Source organism: Brevundimonas sp. BH3 (genome assembly GCF_045345115.1).
Taxonomy (GTDB): Bacteria; Pseudomonadota; Alphaproteobacteria; order Caulobacterales; family Caulobacteraceae; genus Brevundimonas.
In genome coordinates this window covers 1,975,530-1,998,061 of sequence record NZ_CP150796.1, presented here as the reverse complement: position 1 = coordinate 1,998,061, position 22,532 = coordinate 1,975,530, and the positions used below count along the sequence as shown (strand labels likewise).

The 22,532-nt window shown below is 59.1% G+C and carries 20 protein-coding genes and 1 tRNA gene; 9 read left to right on the top strand and 12 right to left on the bottom strand.

Annotated features, from left to right (window positions below; translation table 11 throughout):
- Positions 1 to 20: 20 nt before the first annotated feature.
- Entirely contained in the window at positions 21 to 443 is a 423-nt protein-coding gene (locus WEU32_RS09840) for a low affinity iron permease family protein (protein WP_312136515.1), read from the top strand.
- 4 nt (positions 444 to 447) lie between these two features.
- Here WEU32_RS09840 and WEU32_RS09835 read toward each other — a convergent pair whose 3' ends face one another.
- Both WEU32_RS09835 and WEU32_RS09830 read right to left on the bottom strand, forming a co-directional pair.
- Positions 448 to 1,008: an STM3941 family protein gene (locus WEU32_RS09835; protein WP_406851762.1), complete on the bottom strand. Its 561-nt coding sequence runs from the start codon at positions 1,006 to 1,008 to the stop codon at positions 448 to 450.
- 13 nt (positions 1,009 to 1,021) lie between these two features.
- The gene (locus WEU32_RS09830; protein WP_406851761.1) at positions 1,022 to 2,233 is read right to left on the bottom strand and encodes a CaiB/BaiF CoA transferase family protein; all 1,212 of its coding nucleotides are present in this window, start codon (positions 2,231 to 2,233) and stop codon (positions 1,022 to 1,024) included.
- Between the two features lie 568 nt (positions 2,234 to 2,801).
- Between WEU32_RS09830 and WEU32_RS09825 the strand changes: the two genes are divergently transcribed.
- Positions 2,802 to 3,644 (top strand): GntR family transcriptional regulator, encoded by an 843-nt coding sequence (locus tag WEU32_RS09825; protein ID WP_406851760.1) that lies wholly within the window; start codon positions 2,802 to 2,804, stop codon positions 3,642 to 3,644.
- Between the two features lie 105 nt (positions 3,645 to 3,749).
- Positions 3,750 to 6,551: a M14 metallopeptidase family protein gene (locus tag WEU32_RS09820; protein ID WP_406851759.1), complete on the top strand. Its 2,802-nt coding sequence runs from the start codon at positions 3,750 to 3,752 to the stop codon at positions 6,549 to 6,551.
- Between the two features lie 57 nt (positions 6,552 to 6,608).
- On the opposite strand, the gene WEU32_RS09815 is transcribed toward WEU32_RS09820, so the two are convergent.
- The gene (locus WEU32_RS09815) at positions 6,609 to 7,232 is read right to left on the bottom strand and encodes a hemerythrin domain-containing protein (protein ID WP_312136525.1); all 624 of its coding nucleotides are present in this window, start codon (positions 7,230 to 7,232) and stop codon (positions 6,609 to 6,611) included.
- Positions 7,233 to 7,405: 173 nt separating this feature from the next.
- Here WEU32_RS09815 and WEU32_RS09810 point away from each other — a divergent pair, with 173 nt between their 5' ends.
- Both WEU32_RS09810 and WEU32_RS09805 read left to right on the top strand, forming a co-directional pair.
- On the top strand, positions 7,406 to 9,058 hold the full coding sequence (locus WEU32_RS09810; RefSeq protein ID WP_406851758.1) for a c-type cytochrome: 1,653 nt from the start codon (positions 7,406 to 7,408) through the stop codon (positions 9,056 to 9,058).
- A 72-nt stretch (positions 9,059 to 9,130) separates the two neighbouring features.
- Positions 9,131 to 9,343 carry a hypothetical protein gene (locus tag WEU32_RS09805; protein WP_312812534.1) on the top strand — a complete coding sequence of 71 codons (213 nt, stop codon included), beginning with the start codon at positions 9,131 to 9,133 and terminating at the stop codon, positions 9,341 to 9,343.
- Here the strand turns inward: WEU32_RS09805 and WEU32_RS09800 are convergent.
- Genes WEU32_RS09800 through WEU32_RS09780 form a run of 5 tightly spaced genes read right to left on the bottom strand, consistent with a single transcriptional unit; the run spans position 9,340 to position 14,423 of the window.
- On the bottom strand, positions 9,340 to 10,314 hold the full coding sequence (locus WEU32_RS09800; RefSeq protein ID WP_406851757.1) for a hypothetical protein: 975 nt from the start codon (positions 10,312 to 10,314) through the stop codon (positions 9,340 to 9,342). The genes WEU32_RS09805 and WEU32_RS09800 overlap by 4 nt on opposite strands.
- The gene (locus WEU32_RS09795; RefSeq protein ID WP_406851756.1) at positions 10,311 to 11,423 is read right to left on the bottom strand and encodes a GNAT family N-acetyltransferase; all 1,113 of its coding nucleotides are present in this window, start codon (positions 11,421 to 11,423) and stop codon (positions 10,311 to 10,313) included. Before WEU32_RS09795 ends, WEU32_RS09800 begins: the two co-directional genes overlap by 4 nt.
- On the bottom strand, positions 11,423 to 12,619 hold the full coding sequence (locus tag WEU32_RS09790; protein WP_406851755.1) for a hypothetical protein: 1,197 nt from the start codon (positions 12,617 to 12,619) through the stop codon (positions 11,423 to 11,425). Before WEU32_RS09790 ends, WEU32_RS09795 begins: the two co-directional genes overlap by 1 nt.
- The gene (locus WEU32_RS09785; protein ID WP_406851754.1) at positions 12,619 to 13,494 is read right to left on the bottom strand and encodes a HesA/MoeB/ThiF family protein; all 876 of its coding nucleotides are present in this window, start codon (positions 13,492 to 13,494) and stop codon (positions 12,619 to 12,621) included. Before WEU32_RS09785 ends, WEU32_RS09790 begins: the two co-directional genes overlap by 1 nt.
- Entirely contained in the window at positions 13,491 to 14,423 is a 933-nt protein-coding gene (locus tag WEU32_RS09780) for a hypothetical protein (RefSeq protein WP_406851753.1), read from the bottom strand. The genes WEU32_RS09785 and WEU32_RS09780 overlap by 4 nt, the downstream gene beginning before the upstream one ends.
- Positions 14,424 to 14,829: 406 nt before the next feature.
- Here WEU32_RS09780 and WEU32_RS09775 point away from each other — a divergent pair, with 406 nt between their 5' ends.
- From WEU32_RS09775 to WEU32_RS09760, 4 genes are read left to right on the top strand one after another with little or no spacing between them, the layout of a single operon-like run.
- Complete coding sequence (locus WEU32_RS09775; protein ID WP_312812546.1) at positions 14,830 to 15,372, top strand: hypothetical protein; 543 nt, start codon at positions 14,830 to 14,832, stop codon at positions 15,370 to 15,372.
- Between the two features lie 58 nt (positions 15,373 to 15,430).
- The gene (locus tag WEU32_RS09770; RefSeq protein ID WP_312812548.1) at positions 15,431 to 16,171 is read left to right on the top strand and encodes a hypothetical protein; all 741 of its coding nucleotides are present in this window, start codon (positions 15,431 to 15,433) and stop codon (positions 16,169 to 16,171) included.
- A 12-nt stretch (positions 16,172 to 16,183) separates the two neighbouring features.
- Positions 16,184 to 18,901, top strand: coding sequence for a fimbria/pilus outer membrane usher protein (locus WEU32_RS09765; protein ID WP_406851752.1), 2,718 nt, complete (start codon positions 16,184 to 16,186; stop codon positions 18,899 to 18,901).
- A 34-nt stretch (positions 18,902 to 18,935) separates the two neighbouring features.
- Positions 18,936 to 19,817 (top strand): hypothetical protein, encoded by an 882-nt coding sequence (locus WEU32_RS09760; protein WP_312136545.1) that lies wholly within the window; start codon positions 18,936 to 18,938, stop codon positions 19,815 to 19,817.
- Between the two features lie 15 nt (positions 19,818 to 19,832).
- On the opposite strand, the gene WEU32_RS09755 is transcribed toward WEU32_RS09760, so the two are convergent.
- The 4 genes from WEU32_RS09755 to WEU32_RS09740 all read right to left on the bottom strand — a co-directional run bounded on the left by WEU32_RS09755 (position 19,833) and on the right by WEU32_RS09740 (position 22,524).
- Positions 19,833 to 20,465: a helix-turn-helix transcriptional regulator gene (locus WEU32_RS09755; RefSeq protein ID WP_312136547.1), complete on the bottom strand. Its 633-nt coding sequence runs from the start codon at positions 20,463 to 20,465 to the stop codon at positions 19,833 to 19,835.
- A gap of 281 nt (positions 20,466 to 20,746) precedes the next feature.
- Positions 20,747 to 20,836 (bottom strand) — tRNA-Ser (locus tag WEU32_RS09750).
- A gap of 99 nt (positions 20,837 to 20,935) precedes the next feature.
- On the bottom strand, positions 20,936 to 21,886 hold the full coding sequence (locus WEU32_RS09745) for an NrtR DNA-binding winged helix domain-containing protein (RefSeq protein ID WP_406851751.1): 951 nt from the start codon (positions 21,884 to 21,886) through the stop codon (positions 20,936 to 20,938).
- Between the two features lie 62 nt (positions 21,887 to 21,948).
- Positions 21,949 to 22,524, bottom strand: a complete 576-nt coding sequence (locus WEU32_RS09740) for an HD family hydrolase (RefSeq protein ID WP_312137538.1) — start codon at positions 22,522 to 22,524, stop codon at positions 21,949 to 21,951.
- Positions 22,525 to 22,532 lie beyond the last annotated feature (8 nt).

Below are 22,532 nucleotides of genomic sequence, written 5' to 3'. Positions count from 1 at the left end.
AGAGGGGCCGTTAGGCGGTAATGGAAAAGCTGTTCAGCGCTTTTGCAACCGCAACCGCCCGCACGGCCGGAAGGCCGTGGACCTTTATGGCTTGCCTGTTGCTGGTGATTGTGTGGGGCATTACAGGGCCGATTTTCCGTTTTAGCGAGACGTGGCAGCTCGTTATTAATACCGGCACGACCATCATCACCTTCCTGATGGTGTTCCTGATCCAGAACTCTCAGAACCGTGACGCGGCGGCTATGCACGCCAAGCTGGACGAGTTGATCTTTGCGGTGCGTAAGGCCGATGCGGCCTTTATCGGTATAGAGCACCTGACCGATCACGAACTGGCTGCCATTTTGGCCGAGGTCGAGAAACGAGCCAGCGCCATCCATGCCGGACATGCGGCCAAGCCTGTGCGCCAGCGTCCGGCCAGTCGTGATGACGATTTGATCGAATAGGGGGCTAGGCCTTGGGGCGGAAGGTCTCGATGGCGTCCAGTGCCTGTTTCAGGGTGCGGTTTGTGCTTGCCATCGAAAGGCCGATGTCACCGCCGGTCAGGCCGCGGTTCAGGCTGTCCAGTATGCGGTGCAGCGGTTTGCGGGGGAAGTGCGACGGATCACGCAGCTTGATCACCAGCGATTTCTGTCCGCGATGCGACCATGTGCTGATGTCGGCAATATCCGACCAAGCAATCGGTTTGTCGGTATAGGATGGGACTGTGATCCCCATGCGGTTGATCCGCAGGTGGTCCGCAGGATTGGTGAGACGGATTGCCCCGAGGACGGCCATCCCGCCGAAAAGGGAAGTACAGACCCATCCCATCGAAATGACCAGCCAGTCGGGATAACGCGACGAAGAGGCGGGCAGGGGATAGATTGTAAGATCTGTGCCATAGGCCGAAGGCGGCGTGACCGGTTGGTCCAGAATGCCCGTCATCCACACGCCGATGGCCACAAAGCCCAGCGCGATAACAATGCCAAGAACGACCTTGAGCGGCTGGATGCGGGCAACAAACTCGTTCATCAGCAGGTGATCCTCAAGGTTTCAGCTTGGCCAGCACGTCTGCATTATCGGCCCCAAGAGCGGGCGGCGGGCGGTCATAGCGCACAGGCGTTTTCGACATGCGGATAGGCGAGGCGACGGTCTTGAGCGGTGCCGATAGGTCATTGCGGGTTTGCTCGACGGTCAGGCCGCGATGGATGGCCTGAGGCTCGTCAAACACTTGATCGATGCGGTTGATCGGGCCGCAGGGAACGCCGTAATCTTCTAGCAACTTCATCAGGCTCGCCATACTGTGCGGCTGCGTCAGGGCGTTGAGAATAGGGCTCAGCAGCATGCGGTTCGCCACGCGCTCGGCATTTTTGGCGAAGCGCTCGTCAAGCCCAAGATCGGGCTGGCCTAGTGCCTCGCACAGTTTGCGGAACTGGCCATCATTGCCCACCGCAATAATAATCATGCCGTCCGAACAGGCGAAGGGCTGATAGGGGGCAAGGTTGGGATGGGCATTGCCCATACGGGTCGGGGCCTTACCTGAAACGAAATAGTTGGTGGCCTGATTTGCCAGCATAGCCGCCTGAACATCGAACAGGGCGATATCGATATGCTGACCCTCACCTGAACTGCGGGCGTGCATCAGGGCGGCCAGAATGGCGTTGGAGGCATAGAGGCCGGTGAATAGATCCACGACCGCCACGCCGACCTTCATCGGCTCGGCACCGTCGCTGCCATCGGGTTGGCCGGTGATGGACATCAGCCCGCCCATGGCCTGGATCATATAGTCGTAGCCCGCACGGTGGGCGTCCGGTCCTGTCTGGCCAAAGCCGGTGATCGAGCAATAGACAAGACGCGGATTGAGGGCTGACAGACTGCCATAGTCCAGACCGTATTTGGCCAAGCCGCCGACCTTGAAGTTTTCGACCACCACATCGGCTTCCATGGCCAGTTTGCGGATGGTGTCGGCACCTTCCTGTGTGGCCATATCCAGCTCGATGGATTTCTTGCCGCGATTGGCGCACATGAAATAGGCCGCGTCGCTGCGAGTACCGTCAATGCTGGTGGTGAAGGGCGGGCCCCACTGGCGGGTGTCATCGCCCACGCCGGGGCGTTCTACCTTGATGACCTCTGCACCCATATCGGCCAGCGTCTGAGTGGCCCACGGGCCAGCCAGTACGCGTGAAAGGTCCAGAACCTTGATGCCCACAAGCGGGCCGATAGCAGGGGCAGTCTGGGCAGAGCGATCAGTGGTCATCCGCTTTAGATAGCAATACACGGCAAGGCTGTCGCCTTGATGCGAGGGGATGAAGTGATGTTCGACCTTGGTCTGGCTGTTTTTATGCTAAAGCGAGTATATTATCGCCGTTAACACATCGACCTGTTGAGGCGTTTCTCCCCCCTCAGTGCCGAAACGTTCTGGGCGCGTAACTGCCCGCCGCGCTGCATCCTCCCCCCTCCCTTGCTGCGCAGACGTTCCTCTAATGTCTGAATGGGTCGATGTGACTGCTTTTATGTTCTGGTGGTCATTAGTGCACGGCAAGTGCCGTTCCATGTGATTGTCGAGCTTCTGCGCCCTATTTTGGTCATCTTGTATTAGCAAGAATACCACTGATGGCTTAGCTTGCAGTCCGCATGTTAGGCTATTTTAGTAAGCGTAAGTGTACCAGTAAGCGTACTAGTAAGCGTTGTACCCAAAAAGGCGGCGAGTTTTCTCGTCGCCTTTTTTCGTGTACTTATTCGGCTTGCATGTCGTTGATATTTCATCGGCGTGAGTCGCGGTGGCAGATGATGCAGTCGTGGCGATATATGGAGCGGGGGCGCATATGACCGATCAGAATAAAGCGCCGGAAGGGGCTGGTTCGCGGCCCGAACCTCGACTTCGCGGTGTATCGTCGGACGGTAGCAAGCGGGCCATTCCTGTCTATCATCAGCTGCGTTCCATCCTGCGGCAGCAGATCAAAGACGGTCTGTTCGCGACGGACAAGCCAATGCCCTCGGAAATGCAGTTGTCATCTTGTTATGGCGTGTCACGGGTGACGGTTCGTCGCGCGTTGGAAATACTGGAAAGCGAAGGCCTGATCGTGCGCCGCCATGGCGTGGGGACCTTTGTCGCCTCTGATTTGACGCGGTTGCAGAACCCTGCCGGTCCTGCGGTTTCGGGGCTGGTTGAAAACCTGATTTCGATGGGTATGGCCACAACGGCAGAACTGCTGGAGTTCAATGCCGATATGGCTCCGCCCACACGCGTGCTTCAGGCCTTGGGCCTACAGCCTGATGACACCGTACTGCGTTTGGTAAGGCTGCGTCGTCACCAGAACCTGCCGCTGTCTGTTTCTACGGTTTATCTGCCGCACAGTGTGTCGCATCTGGCGGCGGAGCACCTGTTGGATGATCGACCCGTTATCCGCATGCTCGAGGAGGGCGGGGTGCGCCCTTATCGCGCCGAACAAACCCTTAGCGCGGTTCCGGCGGACGATCAGGTGGCAAACTGGCTGGGTGTGGCCGTGTCGTCACCGGTGATCCGTTTGCGTCGGACCATTTTGAACGACAAGAACGAGCCGCTGGAACACTATATCGGGCTCTATAATCCCGATCATTATGAATACCATATGATGCTGACCCGCGATAACAGCGCCTCGCAGCCGCAGTGGCGACACATCGGATAGCTTGTCTCGAACCTCATACATTCGATCTTGCACCGGCACTAGAAAATCGATGAAACTCACCGCGAGCATCGGCCCGTCAGGGGGCTGATGATGTGAGGGGTAATCATGCGTTCAACGGTTCGTGCAGCCGGCCTTTCGGCCGTTCTTCTGGCGACAACTTTTCTGACCGCTCCGGCGGTTATGGCCCAAGCGGCACCTGCTGCTGTGGCGCAGGTTTCAGCCGAGGTCATCACGCCCGCCGTTGCCGGTGTCACGGCACCCAAGGACTTCTTCGCGCAGGAACCGGGCACGGACTATTATCTGGCCAATTATGACCAGTATGAAGCCTATCTGAAGCGCCTGTCCGAACAGTCGGACCGTATCAAGCTGGAAAGCTTTGGCACGACCGAAGAAGGCCGCACCCAGTGGATGGGGATCGTGTCGTCTCCGGCCAATCTGGCTAATCTTGATCGCTATCAGGAGATCGCCCGCAAATTGGCCAAGGCCGAGGGCGTATCCGAAGACGAAGCCCGCCAACTGGCCGCCGAGGGCAAGGCCGTGGTGTGGATCGATGCCGGACTGCACGCTACCGAAACCGTCACGCCTCAGGCACAGGTCCATGTGCTGTATCGTCTGCTGACGGGGCAGGATGCCGAGACGCTGAGGACGCTGGACGACACCATCCTGATCTTCGGCCATGTGAACCCTGACGGGCATCAACTGGTGGCCGACTGGTATATGCGTAATCCGGACCCGCAGGCGCGGTCGTTCCGAGATATTCCGCGCCTGTACCAGAAATATACCGGCCACGATAATAACCGCGACTCCTTCATGGTCACGCAGGCTGAGACGCGAAACGCCAACCGTATCCACTATCGCGAATGGTTCCCGCAGATCGTCTTCAACCAGCACCAGACCGGTCCGCGCGGCATGGTGGTGTTCATTCCGCCGTTCCGCGACCCGTTCAACTATAATTTCGACCCGCTGGTGATGACCACCACGACCGAGGTCGGCACCATCATGCACAGCCGCCTGATCTCGGAAGGCAAGGCCGGTTCGGGCATGGATTCAGCGGCCAACTATTCGACCTGGCACAATGGCATGTACCGCTCGACGCCGTACTTCCATAACGCCGTAGGTATCCTGACCGAGATCATCGGCGGGCCGGTGCCGGAACAGATCCCGCTGCTGCCGGATGTGCAACTGGCCAGCAATGACAAGCCCATGCCGATCGCGCCGCGCCTATGGCATATGCGCGATAGCGTTGAGTACCAGTGGACCATGAACCGCGCGGTCATCGACTATGCGTCGCGCAACAAGGAACGTCTGCTGTTCAATATCTGGCGTATGGGGATGAACGGCATCGAACGTGGCCAGCGCGATAGCTGGCGCATGACGCCGACCATGGTAGATGCCATGAAGGCCGCGGCGACCGAAACCACGCGCGGCGCGGTTGATCCGGCGCTGCTGGACAGTGTGGTGCGTACCGCCGAGAACCGCGAACCGCGCGCCTTTGTGATCCGCCCTGACGACCAGCGCGATCTTCCGGCGTCTGTGGCCTTCCTGAACACGCTGATCCGCAACGGTGTGGATGTAGAGGTGGCCGACAAGCCGTTTACCGCCGATGGCGTCCGCTATCCGGCAGGGTCCTATATTGTCCGCACGGCGCAGGCCTATCGTCCGCATGTGATGGATATGTTCACGGCTCAGGACCACCCGCATAACACCGAATACCCCGGTGGTCCGCCCAAGCTGCCCTATGACATGGCGGGCTATACGCTGGCCTTGCAAATGGGGGTCAATTTCGACGCCATTACGGGTGAGTTTGCCGCGACGGGCGTGCGCGCCGAGGATGATCTTGTGGCACCCGCTGGCCGCGTGATCGGCTCGGGCCGCGCAGGTTATGTGATCGGCCACGAGGCCAATAACAGCTTCATCCTGACCAACCGTTTACTGGCGGCAGGTATCACGCCGGAATGGATCGGCCAGTCGGTGCGGGCTGGATCGGAAACCTTGCAGGCGGGGGCGATCTGGGTGCCTGCCTCGGCCGAGGCATCGCGCATTGTACGCGAGGCCGTTGGCCCGCTGGGCATTGATGCCCATGCAGTGTCGCGCCGTCCCGTTGGCGAGGCGCTGGCGCTCAAGCCTGTCCGTATCGGTCTGGTGGATCGTTATGGCGGGGTGATGTCGTCGGGCTGGACCCGTTGGCTGCTGGAGCAATACGAGTTCCCGTTCGAGGTGGTCTATCCGCAGGCGCTTGATCAGGGCGACCTGAACGCCAAGTATGATGTGCTGGTCTTCACCGATGGCACGACGCCTGCACTGAATGTACCGGGGTATCGCCGCACTTCGGCGGGTAGCCAGCCTAGCGCCGACAGCATCCCGACAGAATACCGTGACTGGCTGGGGGACATCAGCGCCGACGTGACCGTGCCGCGTCTGAAGATCTTTGCCGAGAAGGGGGGCACGGTGCTGATCATCGGCAATGCCAACCGTCTGGCCAGCCTGCTGGGCGCACCGATCGAGCCGGCTCTGGTCAAGACCGAGAACGGTCAGGTGACGACCCTGAGCACCAGCGAGTTCTTCCTGCCGGGATCTATACTGACGGCGGCGGTCGAGCCGTCGAACCCGCTGGCCTATGGCATGGGCGCGTCCTCGGATGTGTTCTTCAGCAATGGCCAGACCTTCCGCCTGACGGGCGACAATGCCCGCTCGGTGGTGCGCTTCGATACCGATACGCCGCTGCGTAGTGGCTGGGCGCACCATCAGGAACGCCTGAAGGACACAAGCGCTGTGGTGGATATCGACATGGGCGAGGGGAAGCTGTTCGTCTATGGCGCAGAGGTCATACAGCGCGCGCAACCACACGGTACATTCCGTCTGTTCTTCAATGGCTTGCTGTATGGTCCTGCCAGCGTAAATCAATAAGGGCTGGATTTTTCGATGAAGAAGGGGAGCGTTTTTGTCGCTCCCCTTTTTTGTGTCCTAGCTTTTCAGCCGGATCTTTTTCTTGATCTTGATCGCGGCTTTTTCAGCCTTTTTGCGGCGTTCAAAGACTTTGCGGATATATTTTAGGTCCGTTTCCGACAGGATTTTCTCGGCGGCGGAAAACTGCTCCTGTTCCTCTTCGGCGATGTGGTGCAGGTATTTTTCCTTGAGGGCGGCAAAGCGTTTGAGCCATCCGGGCGAGGCATAATCGCGCGCCGCAAGGTCGGCCATCAGCTTGTCCAGTTCCTTATGCTCGGCCACGGCATGACGGGCATCGTCTGTGGTGGTTGGTTCGCGTAGGACAGTGGACCAAAGGGCCTGATCCTCGGCATTGGCGTGAGCCTGAGCCTCTTTACAAAACTGCTCGAAAAGCATGGGGCGTTCGGGCGATGAGGCCGTCGTGCTTTCAATCATGGCCAGAAGAGCGCGGTGCTTGTCGTGATCTTCGACCAGACGGCCAAAGATTTCAGGATCGCCCCTGAAGGTTGTTTTCGGTGTCGAGCCGATACGGGCAGCCAGATCAGGGGCAAAGGACTTGGCTTCGGCAATCGCAGCGGCCTTGGCCTTGGCCGGATTTTTCTTTGTGCCAGGCTTGGATGACGAGGCTGTAGCAGGAGGCATCAGTGGCTCCATCGGGGGACAAGAGGCGAGAGGAGCTCGCCTTTTCGTGACTGGATTCAATCCTGTATCTTTCGAATGGTTCCGGTTGGGATCGAACCTGCTTAAAGATCATGCAGTTGCATGCCCTTGGGGATTGAGCCTAACCATAGACGGGAAATGAGAGGGTCAGGGCTGTGCATCTGAAACGTGGACTGATCGCGACAGCGGCACTTGTGACCTTGGCTGGTTGCGCGGCGACGCAAGGCACATGGGATTTCCTGCGTGGCCATATAGGCGCGTCGTCCGATGTACTGGCGGGGTGGACACCTTCGGACAATGCCCTCGAACGCGGTGCGATGCAGTTCGCGTTTGGTGACTATGGCGGTCTGAATTCCGATGCGATGGAGACGGTGGCCGTACCGTGGAAGCTGACGGCAGCTGCTTTGGTTCTACACCAGTCGCCTGACGATATTTCGCAGGACGCGCTGAAGCGTATTATGCGCGGATATGGTTTCTTCTATCCCGATCGGATCGAGAACTGGCCTGCCAACAGCCCGCAACCCCCCATGCCGGAGGCGGGTATGGGGATCATCCTTGGTACGGGTACTCGTTCGATCCCGCGCATCGAGGTGCAGATTGCGGGTATGGGATGCGCGGCCTGTCACTCTGCTCCCGTCTATGATGCGCAGGGCAAGCCGCAACCGGGACGGATATGGATGGGGGCCCCCAATCCGTCTCTGGACATGGATCGCTATACACAGGGCATCTATGACGGCATGACATCCGGCATGCGAGACAAGACTCGCCTGATAGCGGCTGTGCGGACGCTGTTTCCTCAGGTTACTTTCCGCGAATTAAAGACCTTAAATGATTTTGTTCTTCCAATTGTCGAAGAACGTCTGACGGAGATCGCAGCGCAAGGCGGGCGGCCTTTGCCCTATACCAACGGTCATGCGGGCGTTTCCAACGGCTTGGCGGCGCTGAAGCTGCAGCACGGCTTGCTGAAGGGCGATGCCGGTGCCTATGAGCGTGAACGGGGGCTGACCTCTATTCCGCACCTGTCAGACCGTATGTGGCGCAGCATGTTGCTGTGGGATGGTGTCTATGCGCCCGCCAATGCCAGCGAACGTCAGCGCGAAACGCGGGCCGAGGATTTGACCGAGGCGCACAAGGCGGACCTTGCGGCGATTGCGGCCTATTTCACCGTGCCGACCATGGCCATGACGGGTGAAGGTGCAGTGCGGGCCATTCCAACGGTGCGCGAGACGTTCGGCTTTGTAGGAACCGTGCGACCGCAAGCCTTCCCCGGTCAGGTGGATAGGGTGCGGGCCGAACGCGGGGCGCGACTGTTTGCGCAGAACTGTTCGACCTGTCACGGCACCTATCAGGAGACAGCGGAGGGGCCGCGCCTGAACAGCTTCCCCAACAAGCTGAGCAATGTTGGTACGGACCCAGTGCGGGCCGAACTGGCCGATGATGTTCTGGCCGCCAAGATCAATGCCAGCCCGATGCGCCGTTATATCCGTGCCGAGCATACGGGGCGTTATGCGTCGCCGCCTCTGACCGGTATCTGGCAGAGCGCGCCCTATCTGCATAATGGCTCGGTGCCGTCACTGGCGGCTCTGTTGGGGCTCGAGGAACGACCCCAGACCTTTAGCGTCGGCGGTCATGCGATGGATCTGGATAAGGTGGGCGTGGCCTATCCTGCGGGCTATCAGCCCTATAGCCGCCCGTCACAGGTGGATACGCGACAGCGCGGCATGGGCAATGGCGGACATACCCGCATGTTTGCCGATCTTGGCGACGAGGATAAGCGTGATCTGCTAGAGTATTTGAAGCGACTCTAGTCGGGTGGCGAGGCGTGTCTATGACGGCAAGGTACGCTCGAGGTGTGTTTACGTCGTCACAGAGGCATGGCCATGAATGAGTTGCCCGAACTTAATGAGTTCCCCGAACGCATTGAATATGCCGATCTGGACGATGAAGATTTGGTCGAGAGCATTGAGCAAATCCAGAACCTGATGCAGGCCAGCCGTAAGGGCGGTGACGACACTTTCGCCAATGGACTGCAAATCTCGGTCGATCGTATGGCCAAGGAACTGGCCGGTCGAAAAGAACGTAGCGCCGACTAAGCCACGATCAGTTCATCGACCGGCAGGCGAGCGGGTGGGGGCAGTTTGCTAGCGTCCACCATGCCTGCCCGCAGGACTGTGACCACACGCTGATGAGGGGGCAGGCTCAGGCGGCGGGCCATTTCGGACGCAGCCTGTTCGTCATCGCCTAGAATGGTCAGAGGGGCCGCTGTCAGGCCCTGCGCTGTCAGGTCCAGCCACAGGCGGTGCCAGTCGCGGCCGGTCTGGAAGGGGGCAGTGTCGCGGTCTTGCACAAAGGCCACCAGCACGGAGGCGGTGTTGGTAACGGCGGCTTCTCCGGTCAAGGCGGCGGCCAGTTGCAGCTTGTCCAATATCTCGAACAGGGGATGGCTCATCACCACGCCCGCGGCGATGGCTAGCGGGAGCGACATTTCCATCGCCCGCGCGTTTAGCCCGTCGCGGTTCCAGTTTGGATCAGCCTTGGTCAGCCGCATCCATGATGTCAGCTCGCGGCGATAGGGTCGGTTGCGGAAGAAACGCATGGTCGCCTGATCGGTCAGGCGGGCGATGTCCTTGATCGCTGCATCATCGGCAATCAGGCGTACGTGGGGACGCTGTGATAGGTTTTGCGCGGCGCTGCGGGCGGCATCTTTGCGGCGGTTGTCGAACTTGCCGCGATAGGTACGCCTTGTGGTCAGGAACGGGGCGAGGGGATCGGGCGCACAGGTGCCGTTTTCGACCAGTCTTGCGACCTCGCCGGTTTCGGCGGGGGCGGCGGTCAGTTGAATGCCGTGTGCGCTGGCGGCGATGGTCATGCCTTCAAAGGCAGCGCCGTGACTGGCGGCGGCGTCGCGGCCTGTCGGGTCACCAACGGCCAGGCGGCGATCGGGTGCCGCAATCAAGGCAATGGTGATGTTATCCACCAATCGCCAGCGTGTGGGCTGGATGTTGTGGACATTGGGCGACAGGCAGGCATCGGCCACCAGAGCGCGGAACAGATTGGGCGTCATGCCAGCGCCTTTCGGAACAGGTGGGTACGGTGCAGAACCTGCGCGTTCAGGCGCTTGAGCTGGGCAAGGCTGGCCCCGTTCACATCGGCGATCCATGTGCCGCCGCAGGACTGGTATCCGCCTTTTTTAAGGGCACCCAGAACGCGGTGGAGCAGGGCGGCATTAACGCCCTTGCCCTGATGTTCAGGCATGACCGAATAGAGGATAATCACGGCGCGTTTGGGTGCAAACAGCCCCCGCAGCCAAGACCAGATCATCCGCAATCCGTATCGCGCACCGGCATGTTTCACGAACGGATTAAGGTCCGGAATACAGATCACTACGCCCGCTGGTTTACCTTTGTAATGAAGGATGGCCGACAGGTTCGGGTCCATGACCCACATCATTTCACCGGCCTGAAACTGGAACTCTTCAGCCGTCAGCGGCACGAACATCGGGTTGGTATCGAACCCGCCATTCAGACACAGGCGGCCTTCCTCCATCCGCACCTTGAAGTCGCGGCGGGTGATGGGGGCAAAGCTCCAGTCCAGAGAATCCAGAATGACGCGGGCCTTGTCGGTCAGGGGCTGCTCGTCCGGCACGGTTTGCGGGTTGAATTGCCATGTTGCCATTGGAAACTCGCGGCCATAACCCAGACGTTCCAGATGTTTTGGCAGCCATTCGGGCGACCACACCATGTCCGTATAGGGGGCGTGTTCGAACCCTTCGGTGACAAGGCCGACCATCTGCATTGCGGTCAGGTTAAAGGGGCCCATGATCTCGGTATCGCCATGGCGTTTGGCGAAATCCTCGATGGCCGAGAACAGCAGGTCGATGGCCTCGGCATCATCGGCGGCATCGAAAAAGCCGAAACAGGTCCGCGCCCAGCCGTAGCGTTCGTTCGATTGCAGATGGCGGTGTGCGGTGGCGCGGGCCACGGGTTTGCCGTCGCGTTTGACGACGTAAAACTCCAGCGGGCTGCCTGCCTTCATCAGCGGGTTTTGCGCGGCATCCAGATATTTCTTTAGGTCCGAACGCATGGGCGACACATAGGGTGTCTCCTTGCCATAGGCGTGAAAAGGCGTGGCAAAGAAGGCGTCGAAATCGCCTTGAACCAGTTCGAGGGCCATTAGGCGGCTCCGGTATTTTGGACGATCAGGGCGGCCATTTTCTGGAACAGGGCCATGGCGCGTTCGTCTTCGTCGAGCATGGCCGAACCGCCAAGCGCGACAAGGCCGATCTGTAGGGGTTGGTCGCCGATCAGGATGGCGTGGGTCGAGTTGTGTCGCAGCAGCAGGTCGCGCAACTGTTCGCGGGCATCGGCCAGCGGATGCGCGCCCCACAGGCTGGACAGGTGCATGACGGCGCGGCCTTCAAAGGCTTGCGGCAGAAGGGCAACATCATAGTCCTTCAGGTCATCGCCCTGAATGAGGATCAGCCCTTCCAACGGCGTTACGCGGCTGGTGTCATTGATGAAGTGGGGCAGGGTATCCGTGCGGGCATTGGCGAGTGCCTGATCGAATAGGCGGCGCTGCTGGTCATTACCGCCGGAGCGCAGGCGCAGCAGCACCGATAGGGCCAGAAGCGCGGCAATGGTCACCACCAATACCGAGGCGGCATCCAGCCAGGTTTCAGGTCGGAGTAGCAGCAATAGCGCGCCTGCCAGCAACAGGGCTGTGCCAAAGGCCAGAGATAGCTCCTTGGCCGTATCCAGCCAGCCCTTGGGGGCGTTGGCCCCTGCAGCGGCGGCATAGGCCAGTCCCAGCAAACCTAGCGCCGAAAGTCCGAACGGCGAGCCGATGCCGAAATCTGTCAGCGCCAGAAGGCCTGTGGCCAGTAGTGCGCGGCCATAGGCGTTGAGGGTGGTGTTTTCCATTGGTGACAGGCTGTCACGACGGCGAAACACAATCAGACCCAGCACCAGCAGCAGCGCACAGGGCACATAGATGGCCAGGCTGAAGGCTCTCTCTATACCGCTGCCGGCCAGAAGGGCGGCAAAGATGCCCAGAAGAGTACCGCCTCCGATGGTGATCTTGATCCACAGCGGCGCATGACGTCGCAAGAGGGTTTCGGCCAGCAGCAACGCCCCCAGCGGTAAGGCGCAGGCTAGTAGCAGGGTCAGGGCACCGAAGAATTCGATCCCCGTGGCCCGTACCAGAGCGCGAAACGCGTAGAATAGACCCGACAGGCCAAACACCAGCAACAGTACATTCTGCACGGTCGAGCGACGCGCACGCCGCCACAGCACAAGCGCAACCGCCAATGCGCCGATGGCGCCAAAGCCATCGACCAGCATGCGTGTGGTGTCGGTCAGGGAAAGGTCCATTATCCGGCCAGCAGCTTTTGCATCAAACGGCGCACAACTATGCCTTTGAGCCAGCCGATCGGCGCGGGCAGCGGACGCTCGCACTTGGCATCGCGCGTATTCATGAACCAGCCGCGATAGTCGGTCTTGGTTTTACGTCCCATCAGCATGGCTAGAGCCTCGCCCGCCATCAGGCATCCGGCAGTGGTGACCATGGGAGCGAAGCTCATGCGTTTGCGCTTGCCCGCAGCCATTTCGGCGGCGGCGGTCAGGTCGATATGGGTGTGGGATGACGAATGGGTCATCACCCATTCCAGCTCTTTCATGAAGCTGTCGGCGGCCTGTTCGTCGGTGATCGACTTCCAGTCCACGCCCTTGATTGGATAGCCGAGGCGTTCTTCAGGGCGTGGATCGTTCGGGCGCACCACAATCACCGACGGCAAGGGCGAAGCATAGGCGTCGATAACGGTTGCGCCATGCTGCTTGGCCTTGCGGTACAGTTGAGCCGTAGCGGGGATGTCGTCACAGCCATTGATGATGACCGGATAATCGCGCGCCAGTTCGTCGAGGCGTTCGGTCCATTCCGCACCCAGAACCACAAGGTCCAGATCGGGGTTGATGCGTTTCAGCCCCTCGGCAGTAACCTCGGCCTTCAGGCGGTCCACGGTGTCGGTAAAGGCGAACAACTGGCGGTTAAGGTTTGAAATTTCGAACGTATCCAGATCGGCAATAGCAATCTTGCCGACCCCCGCCCGCACTAGCATCTGTACCGCCGCGCCACCCATGCCGCCGACACCGGCCACAAAGACCGCGCCGCCTTTGAGGCTTGCCTGCTCGGCCTCGCTAATAAAGCCGATATTGCGGGTGGTCATTTCGGAATAGAAGTCTTGGGTCATGATTTCTGCTTTGCAGGTCGCAGTACGCCCCAGGCGCGATTGGGCGATAGCCAGTGGATCAGGGGCAGGAAAGTCATCCGCGCGCCCAGTAAAAGCACCAGCCCTGTCAGGCCTATGGCGGTGGTGGGCGGGGCGACCTTGCGCAGGTATTGGCCCGCAGTGGCCATATCGATGCGGCCGATCTGGATCAGATCGTCACCGCGTTCATAGTCCAGTTGCTGCTGGCAGAAGTCGTTATACTTTTGTTTTCTGTGCGGAGCCGCCTGTGCGAAGGTTTTCTTCAGCGCGTCAGATCCGCCCGTATAGGCGTTGGTGATGACAAAGCGGGCTTCGTCAAATCCGGCGTCCTCGCCGACACCGAATGCGGCGCGGTGTTTGGCCATGATTTGGCGGGCCAGAGACAGGTGGTCAAAGCTGCGGCGAGCATCGGGGCGAGGGGACGGAAATACATCCGAGAAGGTTTCGGCCACCATACCGGCCACGGCGGGGACCTGTGTGACATTGGATATCCAGAGCGGGCGGCCCTGTCCTGTCAGGAACATCAGCACGCAGGTCAGGCCATACAGTGTAGCCGACAGACCGCGTCCGCGCACGCTCGGGTCCACCATGACAAGGCCCAGATGCATGACGGTGGTCGGGCGGCTGGACAGTTCGACATCCAGTAGGGACAGCACGTTGAACGCGATGGGGCGGCGCGGACCGCTCTTGGTGTCGACCTGATAGACAATGGTGATGACGCAGTTCTTCACGCGCTCTGTATCGCCGCCCAGAACGCCATATTCCAGTTCGCTCTCATTCAGGGTCAGGCTGGCGACGGCGCGCAGGTCTTCGACCAGTTTGCGGCATTCAGTATTGGAAAGATGTAAACTTGGGCGTTCGACTATGCGCGTCCACAGGTCGCGTCCCGACCGCCATGTCAGATTGATCATTGGAACTGTCAGGTTTCTTCCCGCAACCGATAGATATTCAGTGACCCCTAGCCGAGGGGTGGGTCAAGCACGGTCATGTGTTTTCATGGCAAAAAGTCGGTAAACGCATGTGAGTGTGTTGCTAAAAATTGATTATCTATTTGATTTAAAAATATAAAATTTGACCCCCAATAAGGGCGCCAATGTGTTTTTCGTGACTATTTACATTAACAGACCCCCAAAATATCTCGTTAATATACCGTTAACGGGTGACTATTTTTGAAGTGAAAAGGACTTTTGTCATTTTGAGGGCGACAGCGGGTCGTTGCTGTCGAGTTCCTTAATCGTAAACAATAGTGGATGCGATTATTAACTTAAATCCGAGCTTAAATTAAATATAAAGTTTGGATACTGGGAGGAATTGGTTATGAAAGCAGTTGGTATTGTATCGGGTCTCGCAGTTCTCGCGGCGCTTACTGCCGGTGGTGCTGCCCAGGCCGAAACCCTGTCCGTCAACACGACTGTTGCACCGTATTGCGGCATTCGTCTTGCAAATGTCTCCAGCGGCACCGCATCGGTGGCTCATGAAGCCGAGCAAATGGTCGCCAATCTTGAACTGGCCTGCAATACCGGCGGTACGGCTCAGCTGGTCGTCAATCCGTTGAACGGCGATTTCAAGAATGGCAATAATCTGATCAACTATGCCATGCGTCTGGATGCTGCTGAAAATGCATTCGACATCAACACTACCGATGCCACTCCGGGCGATGCCGAAGGTTCGGGCAAGTTTACCCGCAACAAAGTCGGCTATAGCCAGTCACTGGCTAATGGCAGTAGCGCACAGTTCTATTTGAACGTGAACGTGGCTGCACCTGGACCGGCACCGCTGGGCCAAACCTTCTATCCGGCCAATGCCGCTCCGGCTGGTACGTACAACGAGTCCTTCTCCTTCGAACTGTCGGCCATCTAAGGCCAAGGGGCGGTCGGGTTGTGCAGCCCGACCGCCTTTTCTTTCTGGGGTCATTTCCATGAATAGAGTTGCAGTTATCTGCGCCGGCCTTTTGGCCGCTGCCAGCTTTGCCGCGCCTTCTGATACGCAGGCGCACGAAGTCCAGCCTATGATTGCGACGGTTGCGCCATCGGGCTCGAACGCCAATTACAGACTGATGATCCGCAATACGGATGCCATGCCGATTACGCTGGAAATCAATCCGTATCGGGTAGAAATTACCGAGGCCGGTGCGGCGGTGCGAACCCCCGAGGACGCCGATGTCATACTGTTTCCCCCTCAGACCATTGTTCAGCCCGGCGGGGAGCAGGCGATCCAGATCCGCTATGTCGGCGATCCCAGTGTCACCACAGGACGGCTATATGCCATTGTGGTCAGTCAGTTACCTGTCGATTTCACAACGCTGAACACCAGCAGTAACAGCCAGACACAGGTGAAGATCGGCTTTGATTTCGTCAGCCACATGGTGGTTCAGCCACCTTCGGCCAAGGCCAATCTGGTTGTCGGTCCGGCGACGCGTCAGGCCAATAATGATCTGGTTTTCGAGGTCAGCAATACCGGTGATGGTGTCGCCCTGTTGCGTACAGCGGAATGGTCGCTTGTGCCGCAAAGCGGTGCACCGGTTGCTGTGGTTGCCGACAATGTGGAGTTTGGTGCCTTTGGAGCCATTCTGCCCGGCGGCAAGCGCACGATGACAATACCGGCGGCCAATACCGCAGGTCTGACCGGAAATGTGACGGTCGCCATCAATCTGAAATGAACGGATACAGCCATGTCCGTTCACCGCATGACGGCAGGGGGGCGCGGTGCCTATCTCGGGTGCTCGCATGCTGTCCTCATGATGACGATTTTTCTGGCCGGAACCGCCAGCGCGGCGACGGCAACGGAAAATAACGATCCCGACGCACCAATTGTTACGAACCGCCATTCGGACGGTTCGGTGTCGTCGGGCGGGCCGGAGCTGGACGCCGCACTGTCCGGCTCTCCTTCAGGCGTTCCGGCAGAGGCGGGTGTCAGCTTAGCGCGTTCTCGCCCCAGGACCGCGGCAGCGGCCCCGATCACCGGAACGCCGGCCCGAATTACAGAAGATGTGGACGAGGATGCTGTGGCTGTTCCCGCGGCCCCGCCCGTCGTGCAACAGACAGCGCCGATTGGAACGGCACGGGTCTATACCTCGATTGATGTGCCTCTGACGCTGAATGGTCGCTTTCTGGGCATGGTCAGTGCGGATGTGGACCGGCAGGGCAGTGGGCTTGTGGATGCGCGCCGGTTTTTTGATCTGGTGGAGCCTGTGATTACCCCCGAGACGCTGACCACCTTGCGACAGGCCGCAGCAGGACGCGAACGGGTGCCGTTTGCCGATTTGGATATAGCGGGATTCACGCTGGTCTTTTCGACGACAGCGCTGGAACTGCAAGCCAGTGCGGGCGGAAACAGTCTGAATGCGACGCAGATGAGCCTGAGCGGCAATCGCGTACCGCCCGATCCGGCGGACTTTCCGCAACCGGCCCGCTTTTCGGCAGGGGCAAATATCTCGATTGCCGATCGCTATCTGCATGATGATGGTGAAACTGCGCCCTTTCGTGGGGCTATCGATGGTATTGTCCACTGGGGCGGGTTTGGCGGTGTCACCCTGATTACCGGCGCGGAATATGACGGATCGCGCGAGGGCAGTGGCTGGCGGCGCACCGAGACACGACTGGTCAAGGACTTCTTCAAGTCGGGCATCCGCGCCATGGCGGGCGAGTTCACGCCCATTGCCGACGGCTTTCAGGGTTCGGGCCGCGTGGTCGGGTTCGGTGTCGAGCGAGCCTATTCGGCGGTCCGGCCTTTCCAGAATATCCGCCCCACAGGACGTCAGGAGTTCACTCTTGAACGGGCTGCGACGGTGGATGTGATCGTCAACGGCCTGATGTCCCAGACCCTGAGGTTGGAGCCGGGGCGCTACTCGGTGGCTGACTTTCCTTTCAGCACCGGTGCCAATCAAGTCCAGTTGGTGGTCGATGATGTAACCGGCCGTCGCGAGATTGCGGTTTTTGATGTCTTCAGCGGTTCTGAATTGCTGGGCGATGGCGTGGTCGATTTTGGTGTCGCGGCTGGTCGCTATGAGGGATCTATACCGTTTGAATATGATGGGCCGATGCTGGCGACAGGTTTTGTCCGCAAAGGCTATGGCGACAACCTGACCCTCGGCGTCAACGCACAGGCTTCCAAAGATGTGCAGCAGATTGGCGGCTCGGCCATCTGGGGCTCGCGCTTTGGCTTGCTGATGCTGGAAATGGCCGCCAGTCGCGACCGACTGCGTGACGGAACGGGCGTGGCGGCCTCGCTAAGCTATCGTCACAGTTTCAGCATTCGTGATCCCGAAGATCTGAGGATCACGGCCACGATGATGGGCACCACTAGCGAATTTGTGGATGTCTTCCAGCCGGATCGCAGCAATCCCGATGTCTGGCGGTTCAGCACTCTGGTGCAATGGAATGCACCGTGGCAGCTGGGACTAAGCGTAGGGTTTGGTGTGGCCGAGGCGCGGCTGGATGGCTTTCGTCGTCACCAGATCGATGTGGGCGTCAGCCGCAGCTTCGGTCGCGTGAATCTGGTGTCCAATGTCAGCTTTACCAATGCCGAGGACGAGGATGATGTCCGTTTCTCGATTGGTCTGACCATGCCGCTGGGCGGGCGTTGGAATGCACAGGCCCGCTATGACAGCGATGACAGTCGCTCTGAACTGGTGATCGGTCGCTATTCAACCGGATCGTTGAATGATCTGAGCGGCGAGGCACGGTTTACCAATGATGATCGCACGCGCAACATTTCGGGGCGGCTGGATTACATCCATAACCGCTTCGAGGCGCAACTGACCCACAATCGTCCATATGACCGTTTGCGGGGTCAAAGCGCAGGTGTGGAATCGGTATTAGCGCTTCGCAGCTTTATCGGGTTTGCCGATGGGGCCTTTGCCCTCGGTCGGCCGGTCGATGATGCCTTCATCATTGCGCCGGTGCATAAATCGCTGGCGGATTCCAAGGTCACGATCATGTCGGGTTCGCGCAAGGTGGCGAAGTCGGGCCTTCTGGGGCCGCCGCTGATCCCCATCCAGCGCAGCTATGGCATCAACAGCTTTGACGTCCTGATTGATCCCCTACCGACCGGTTATGATATCGGATCGGGGACCATCAATGTCTTCCCCGCCTTTGGCACTGGCTATCGTCAGCAAATCGGCAGCGATGCGTCGCGTATTGCGGTGGGCGCGCTGGTCGGGCCGGAAGGGCCGCTGGTTCTGGGTGTGGGACAGGTGCTGGCCGAGGGGGCTGACCCCGCCGAGGCGCGGCCCTTCTTTACCAATCGTGCAGGACGGTTTGTGGCGGATCGTCTGGCCCCGGGCCGCTATCGCATCATGATCGAAGGCCGCGAGGTCGCCCGCTTTGTAATCTCCGAAGACAGTGAAGGAATGGTCGATGTTGGTACATTGCAAATCTCCCCGCGCTAGGGCTTTGACGCGCGATCAGGGGCTTCTGTTTTCGTTGGATAAACTTGCTCTGACCGCTTTTATTTCGGCGCTTGCGCTGGGTGGTGGAGAGGCGAGGGCGCAGGATTGTATGCTCAAAATAGAGGGGATGCCGCCCTCTGTGCGGCTGGATTATGATCCTTTCCTTCCTGCGACGGCTCCGGCGAGGATGCAGTTCAGACTCAGCAATCCTGGCGCACAAAGCTGTCAGGCGGATTTGGTCCTCGTGGACGCCTCGCGTCAGGCCATGACACGCTTTGATGTGGGGGCGACAGGTCTGGGCATTGAGCTGCGGCCGATATCAGGCGTTTCGCGCTCAGTGACGCCTTCGGTCTTTACGACCCGTATGGAGGGCGGTGAAACGACGGATATCCTCTTTGATGTGGCTATCCTTGATGATGCCGTGGTGCCAGCGGGCCAGTATAGTGAACGATTGATGCTGGAACTGCGTCAGCCGGGCACAGGCGTGGCCTATGAACAGGCACCTGTTGTGCTGGACCTGACATCCCTGCCTCGCGCTCAGATGAACCTGTCAGGTTCGCGGGGTGACTTTGGGGTCGGGGCATCGGTGAGCGTGGTGGATTTTGGCAAGGCCGAGACAGGCAAGGTTCGCCAGTTATACGTTCAAACCCGAGCCAATAATCCGGCCCGCCTGACGTTCAAGTCGGCTAATGACGGAAAGCTGAAGATTGTAGGGGAGGGAACGGCCAGCCTTGATTACAGTGTCCGCTTCGATGGCAGCGTTCTGGATTTAAAACAGGTTGCGGTTCGCGATATCGATCCACCGCGAACCTATGCCGGTCAGGCTTTCGAGTTGCTGCTCACGCTTGGCAAGGTCGAAGGCGCGCAGTCCGGAAACTATAATGACGAACTGACGATCGAGATTTCGACCCTATAGGCGAAGCTGGAAAGATCAGGGTCTGGCAAATCCTGCGGCTTGTGCAAACAGGTCGCCCCGGCTTTTGACGCCAAGCTTGCTGTAGATATGCTTGATATGGGTCTTTAGCGTCTGGCTGGAGATGTTCAGGCTTTGGGCGATCCTGCCGGTTTCGAACCCGTTGAGCAGCATTTCCACCACGCGTCCCTCGGTGGGAGTCAGGGTGTGGGTGTCGACCAAAGCCTCGAAACGGGAAGACAGACGCGGAGGGTTGAAAATCAAACCGATGAGCGAAATGGGTGGCTCGCAAAGGCGACGAGCCCAGACCACCCAGGCCCGCTGTTGGCAGTCCATTGAAATGGCACAGTTATAAGCGTCGGTGGTACAGTTGTGCAGCAGGTTGCTGACCATTACTGACCGGGGAACAAGATGGCCTTCTCGTATACGGATGATACCCGCCTCGACCAGTTTTTCGGCTTTATTGCTCATCCAGCGGACAACCATGTCCGAAGAAACGAGCATGCGTGCCTTGCTTTCATTATCCAGCCACTTGGTCAGGGCATAATTGCAAAGCTGTGGGGACAGACCGCCGTTGTCGGTGTCGCCAGAGAGATTAAAGGCATCAAACTCACTCTCGGGTGAGATGCCGGGGAGCAGCTCTTGAAACATTTGAAACCCCTCGCGAGAAGCCGCTTAAGGAAACTATAACTTCAAATATCACTGTAATGTTGCACTCTGGGGCAAACTATCCCCCAAAATGGGGTCATAAGCCTGAAAAACCTTGGCTTTATGTGAGATTGGCAGAGCAATTGTAACTGGATCAAATCCGATATGGCGGTGAAAACTGCACCCTATCGTCACCATTGATGTTAATACTATAGGTTATAAAAATAGTATCCCGAGACTATCCGCAGGCTTCCCCCGAGGGGAGTGTCTATTTTTAAGAAATATGGCGGAGAGGGGGGGATTCGAACCCCCGGTACGCTTTCACGTACGCCGCATTTCGAGTGCGGTACATTCAACCACTCTGCCACCTCTCCGCGAGATCGTTTGGTCCCTGTGGGGCCGAGCGAGGAGCGCTATGTAGCCAAGTCGCTTTGACGCTGCAAGCCGATTCTTTCAAAAAAATCCGATATGGTTCAACGCTGTCCCGGCAGGGTGAGGCCGGGCGCAGAGGCACCGTTGATATCCGGTCCAGCGTAACGGAAAAGCTCTGCCGGACGGCCGCCTGTATCGGTCGCAAAACGGCCCGTGGCACTGACCAGAGCGGTGCGTTCAACACCACGCCGAAAATTCTGTTTGTGAAGCGACAGACCTGAAATAGCCTCTGCGGCGGCTTGTAGGGATGACAGGGTAAACTCGTCCGGCATCAGGTCGAAAAGGACAGGCCGGTATTTCAACTTGCTGCGCAGGCGGCCCAGTGCGGTCGCCGCAATACGCCGGTGGTCCGAAGCCATGGGCAGATCGTTCAGAAGGATAGCGGCATCACGTTCGTTGTCACGCGCAGCTTCGGCAACCAGACCGGCCTCGTAGAGCAATTCGTAGCGCTCCAGTACCTTTTCCTCGTTCCAGCGGGCATCGGGGGAGAGGGCGAAAAGGGCTTCGGCCCGCGAGCGGCGTTTGGCGTCCTGACCGACCCAATTGAGCAGGTGCTTGCGTAGGGTATCCAGCAATGCAGGCGGGCCCTTGCGCCAGTCTTCCCACGGGAAGATGTCGAACAGCGGCGTCCAGCGGGCATCGTGGCCGGTGTCGGCGTGTGAACCGGTGGTCAGGGCCAGATAGCCGACAGAAACCTCGCGGGCCCCCACAGGGCCGGGCGTGGCACGTGGAGAGGCGCGTCCCATATCGCCAAATGTGTAAAGCTGCTCGACAAACCCGAGCGGGAAGCCGGTCTGCTGGGCCACGAAGTCGCGCAGGGCTAACTCGAAAGTACGGTCTTTGACTGGATCGAACGGCCCGAAGGGCAGGGCAGAAGCCCCATCGGGCGCATGCGTGGTGAGGACTACAGCCTGATGGCCGCGCAGGGCAATAATAACAACAGAAAGGCCGATACGGACGCCGATCTGTGTCTCGTTCGGGGAGGCAGGCATAGGATGTTCGCCGTCCGTCATAATAGCCCCGCCATATTGGACGTGTTCTGCGTGGTGCGCCTTCAGGCGCGGGTGCTTAGCCCCATAGCTTCGGCCAGTTCGTGATAACGGTCCAGATAGGCTTTTTGAGCATCGAAAGCCGGCATGGGTTCCAGAGTAATGGAATAGCCCGCCGGTGGGGCACCGAAGATCTGGACAGACTCGCGCTTGTTAAAGCCCGCCAATTGTGTGGCCTCGAAGAAGGCACAGGCACGGTCAGCCTTTTTAATCAGCGTCTTGATGGTTTGCGGCGTCTTGGGCGGTAGCTGGAAACGCACATGGATGGCGGCTTCCAGACGGGCCTCGAAATCCTTGTAGGACGATCCCAGCGCCGATTTGAACGGCGAGATCATATCGCCGATCACATATTCGGACGCATCATGCAGCAGGGCCGCCATCTGCCATTTCGGTTCCAGGCCGGGACGGATAACGCGGCAGATTTCTTCGACGATCAACGAGTGCTGGGCAACGGAAAAGGCATGCTCGCCTATGGTTTGACCATTCCAGCGCGCGACGCGGGCCAGACCGTGGGCAATGTCCTCGATCTCGATATCGAAAGGCGAGGGATCTAACAGATCCAGACGGCGCCCTGACAGCATGCGCTGCC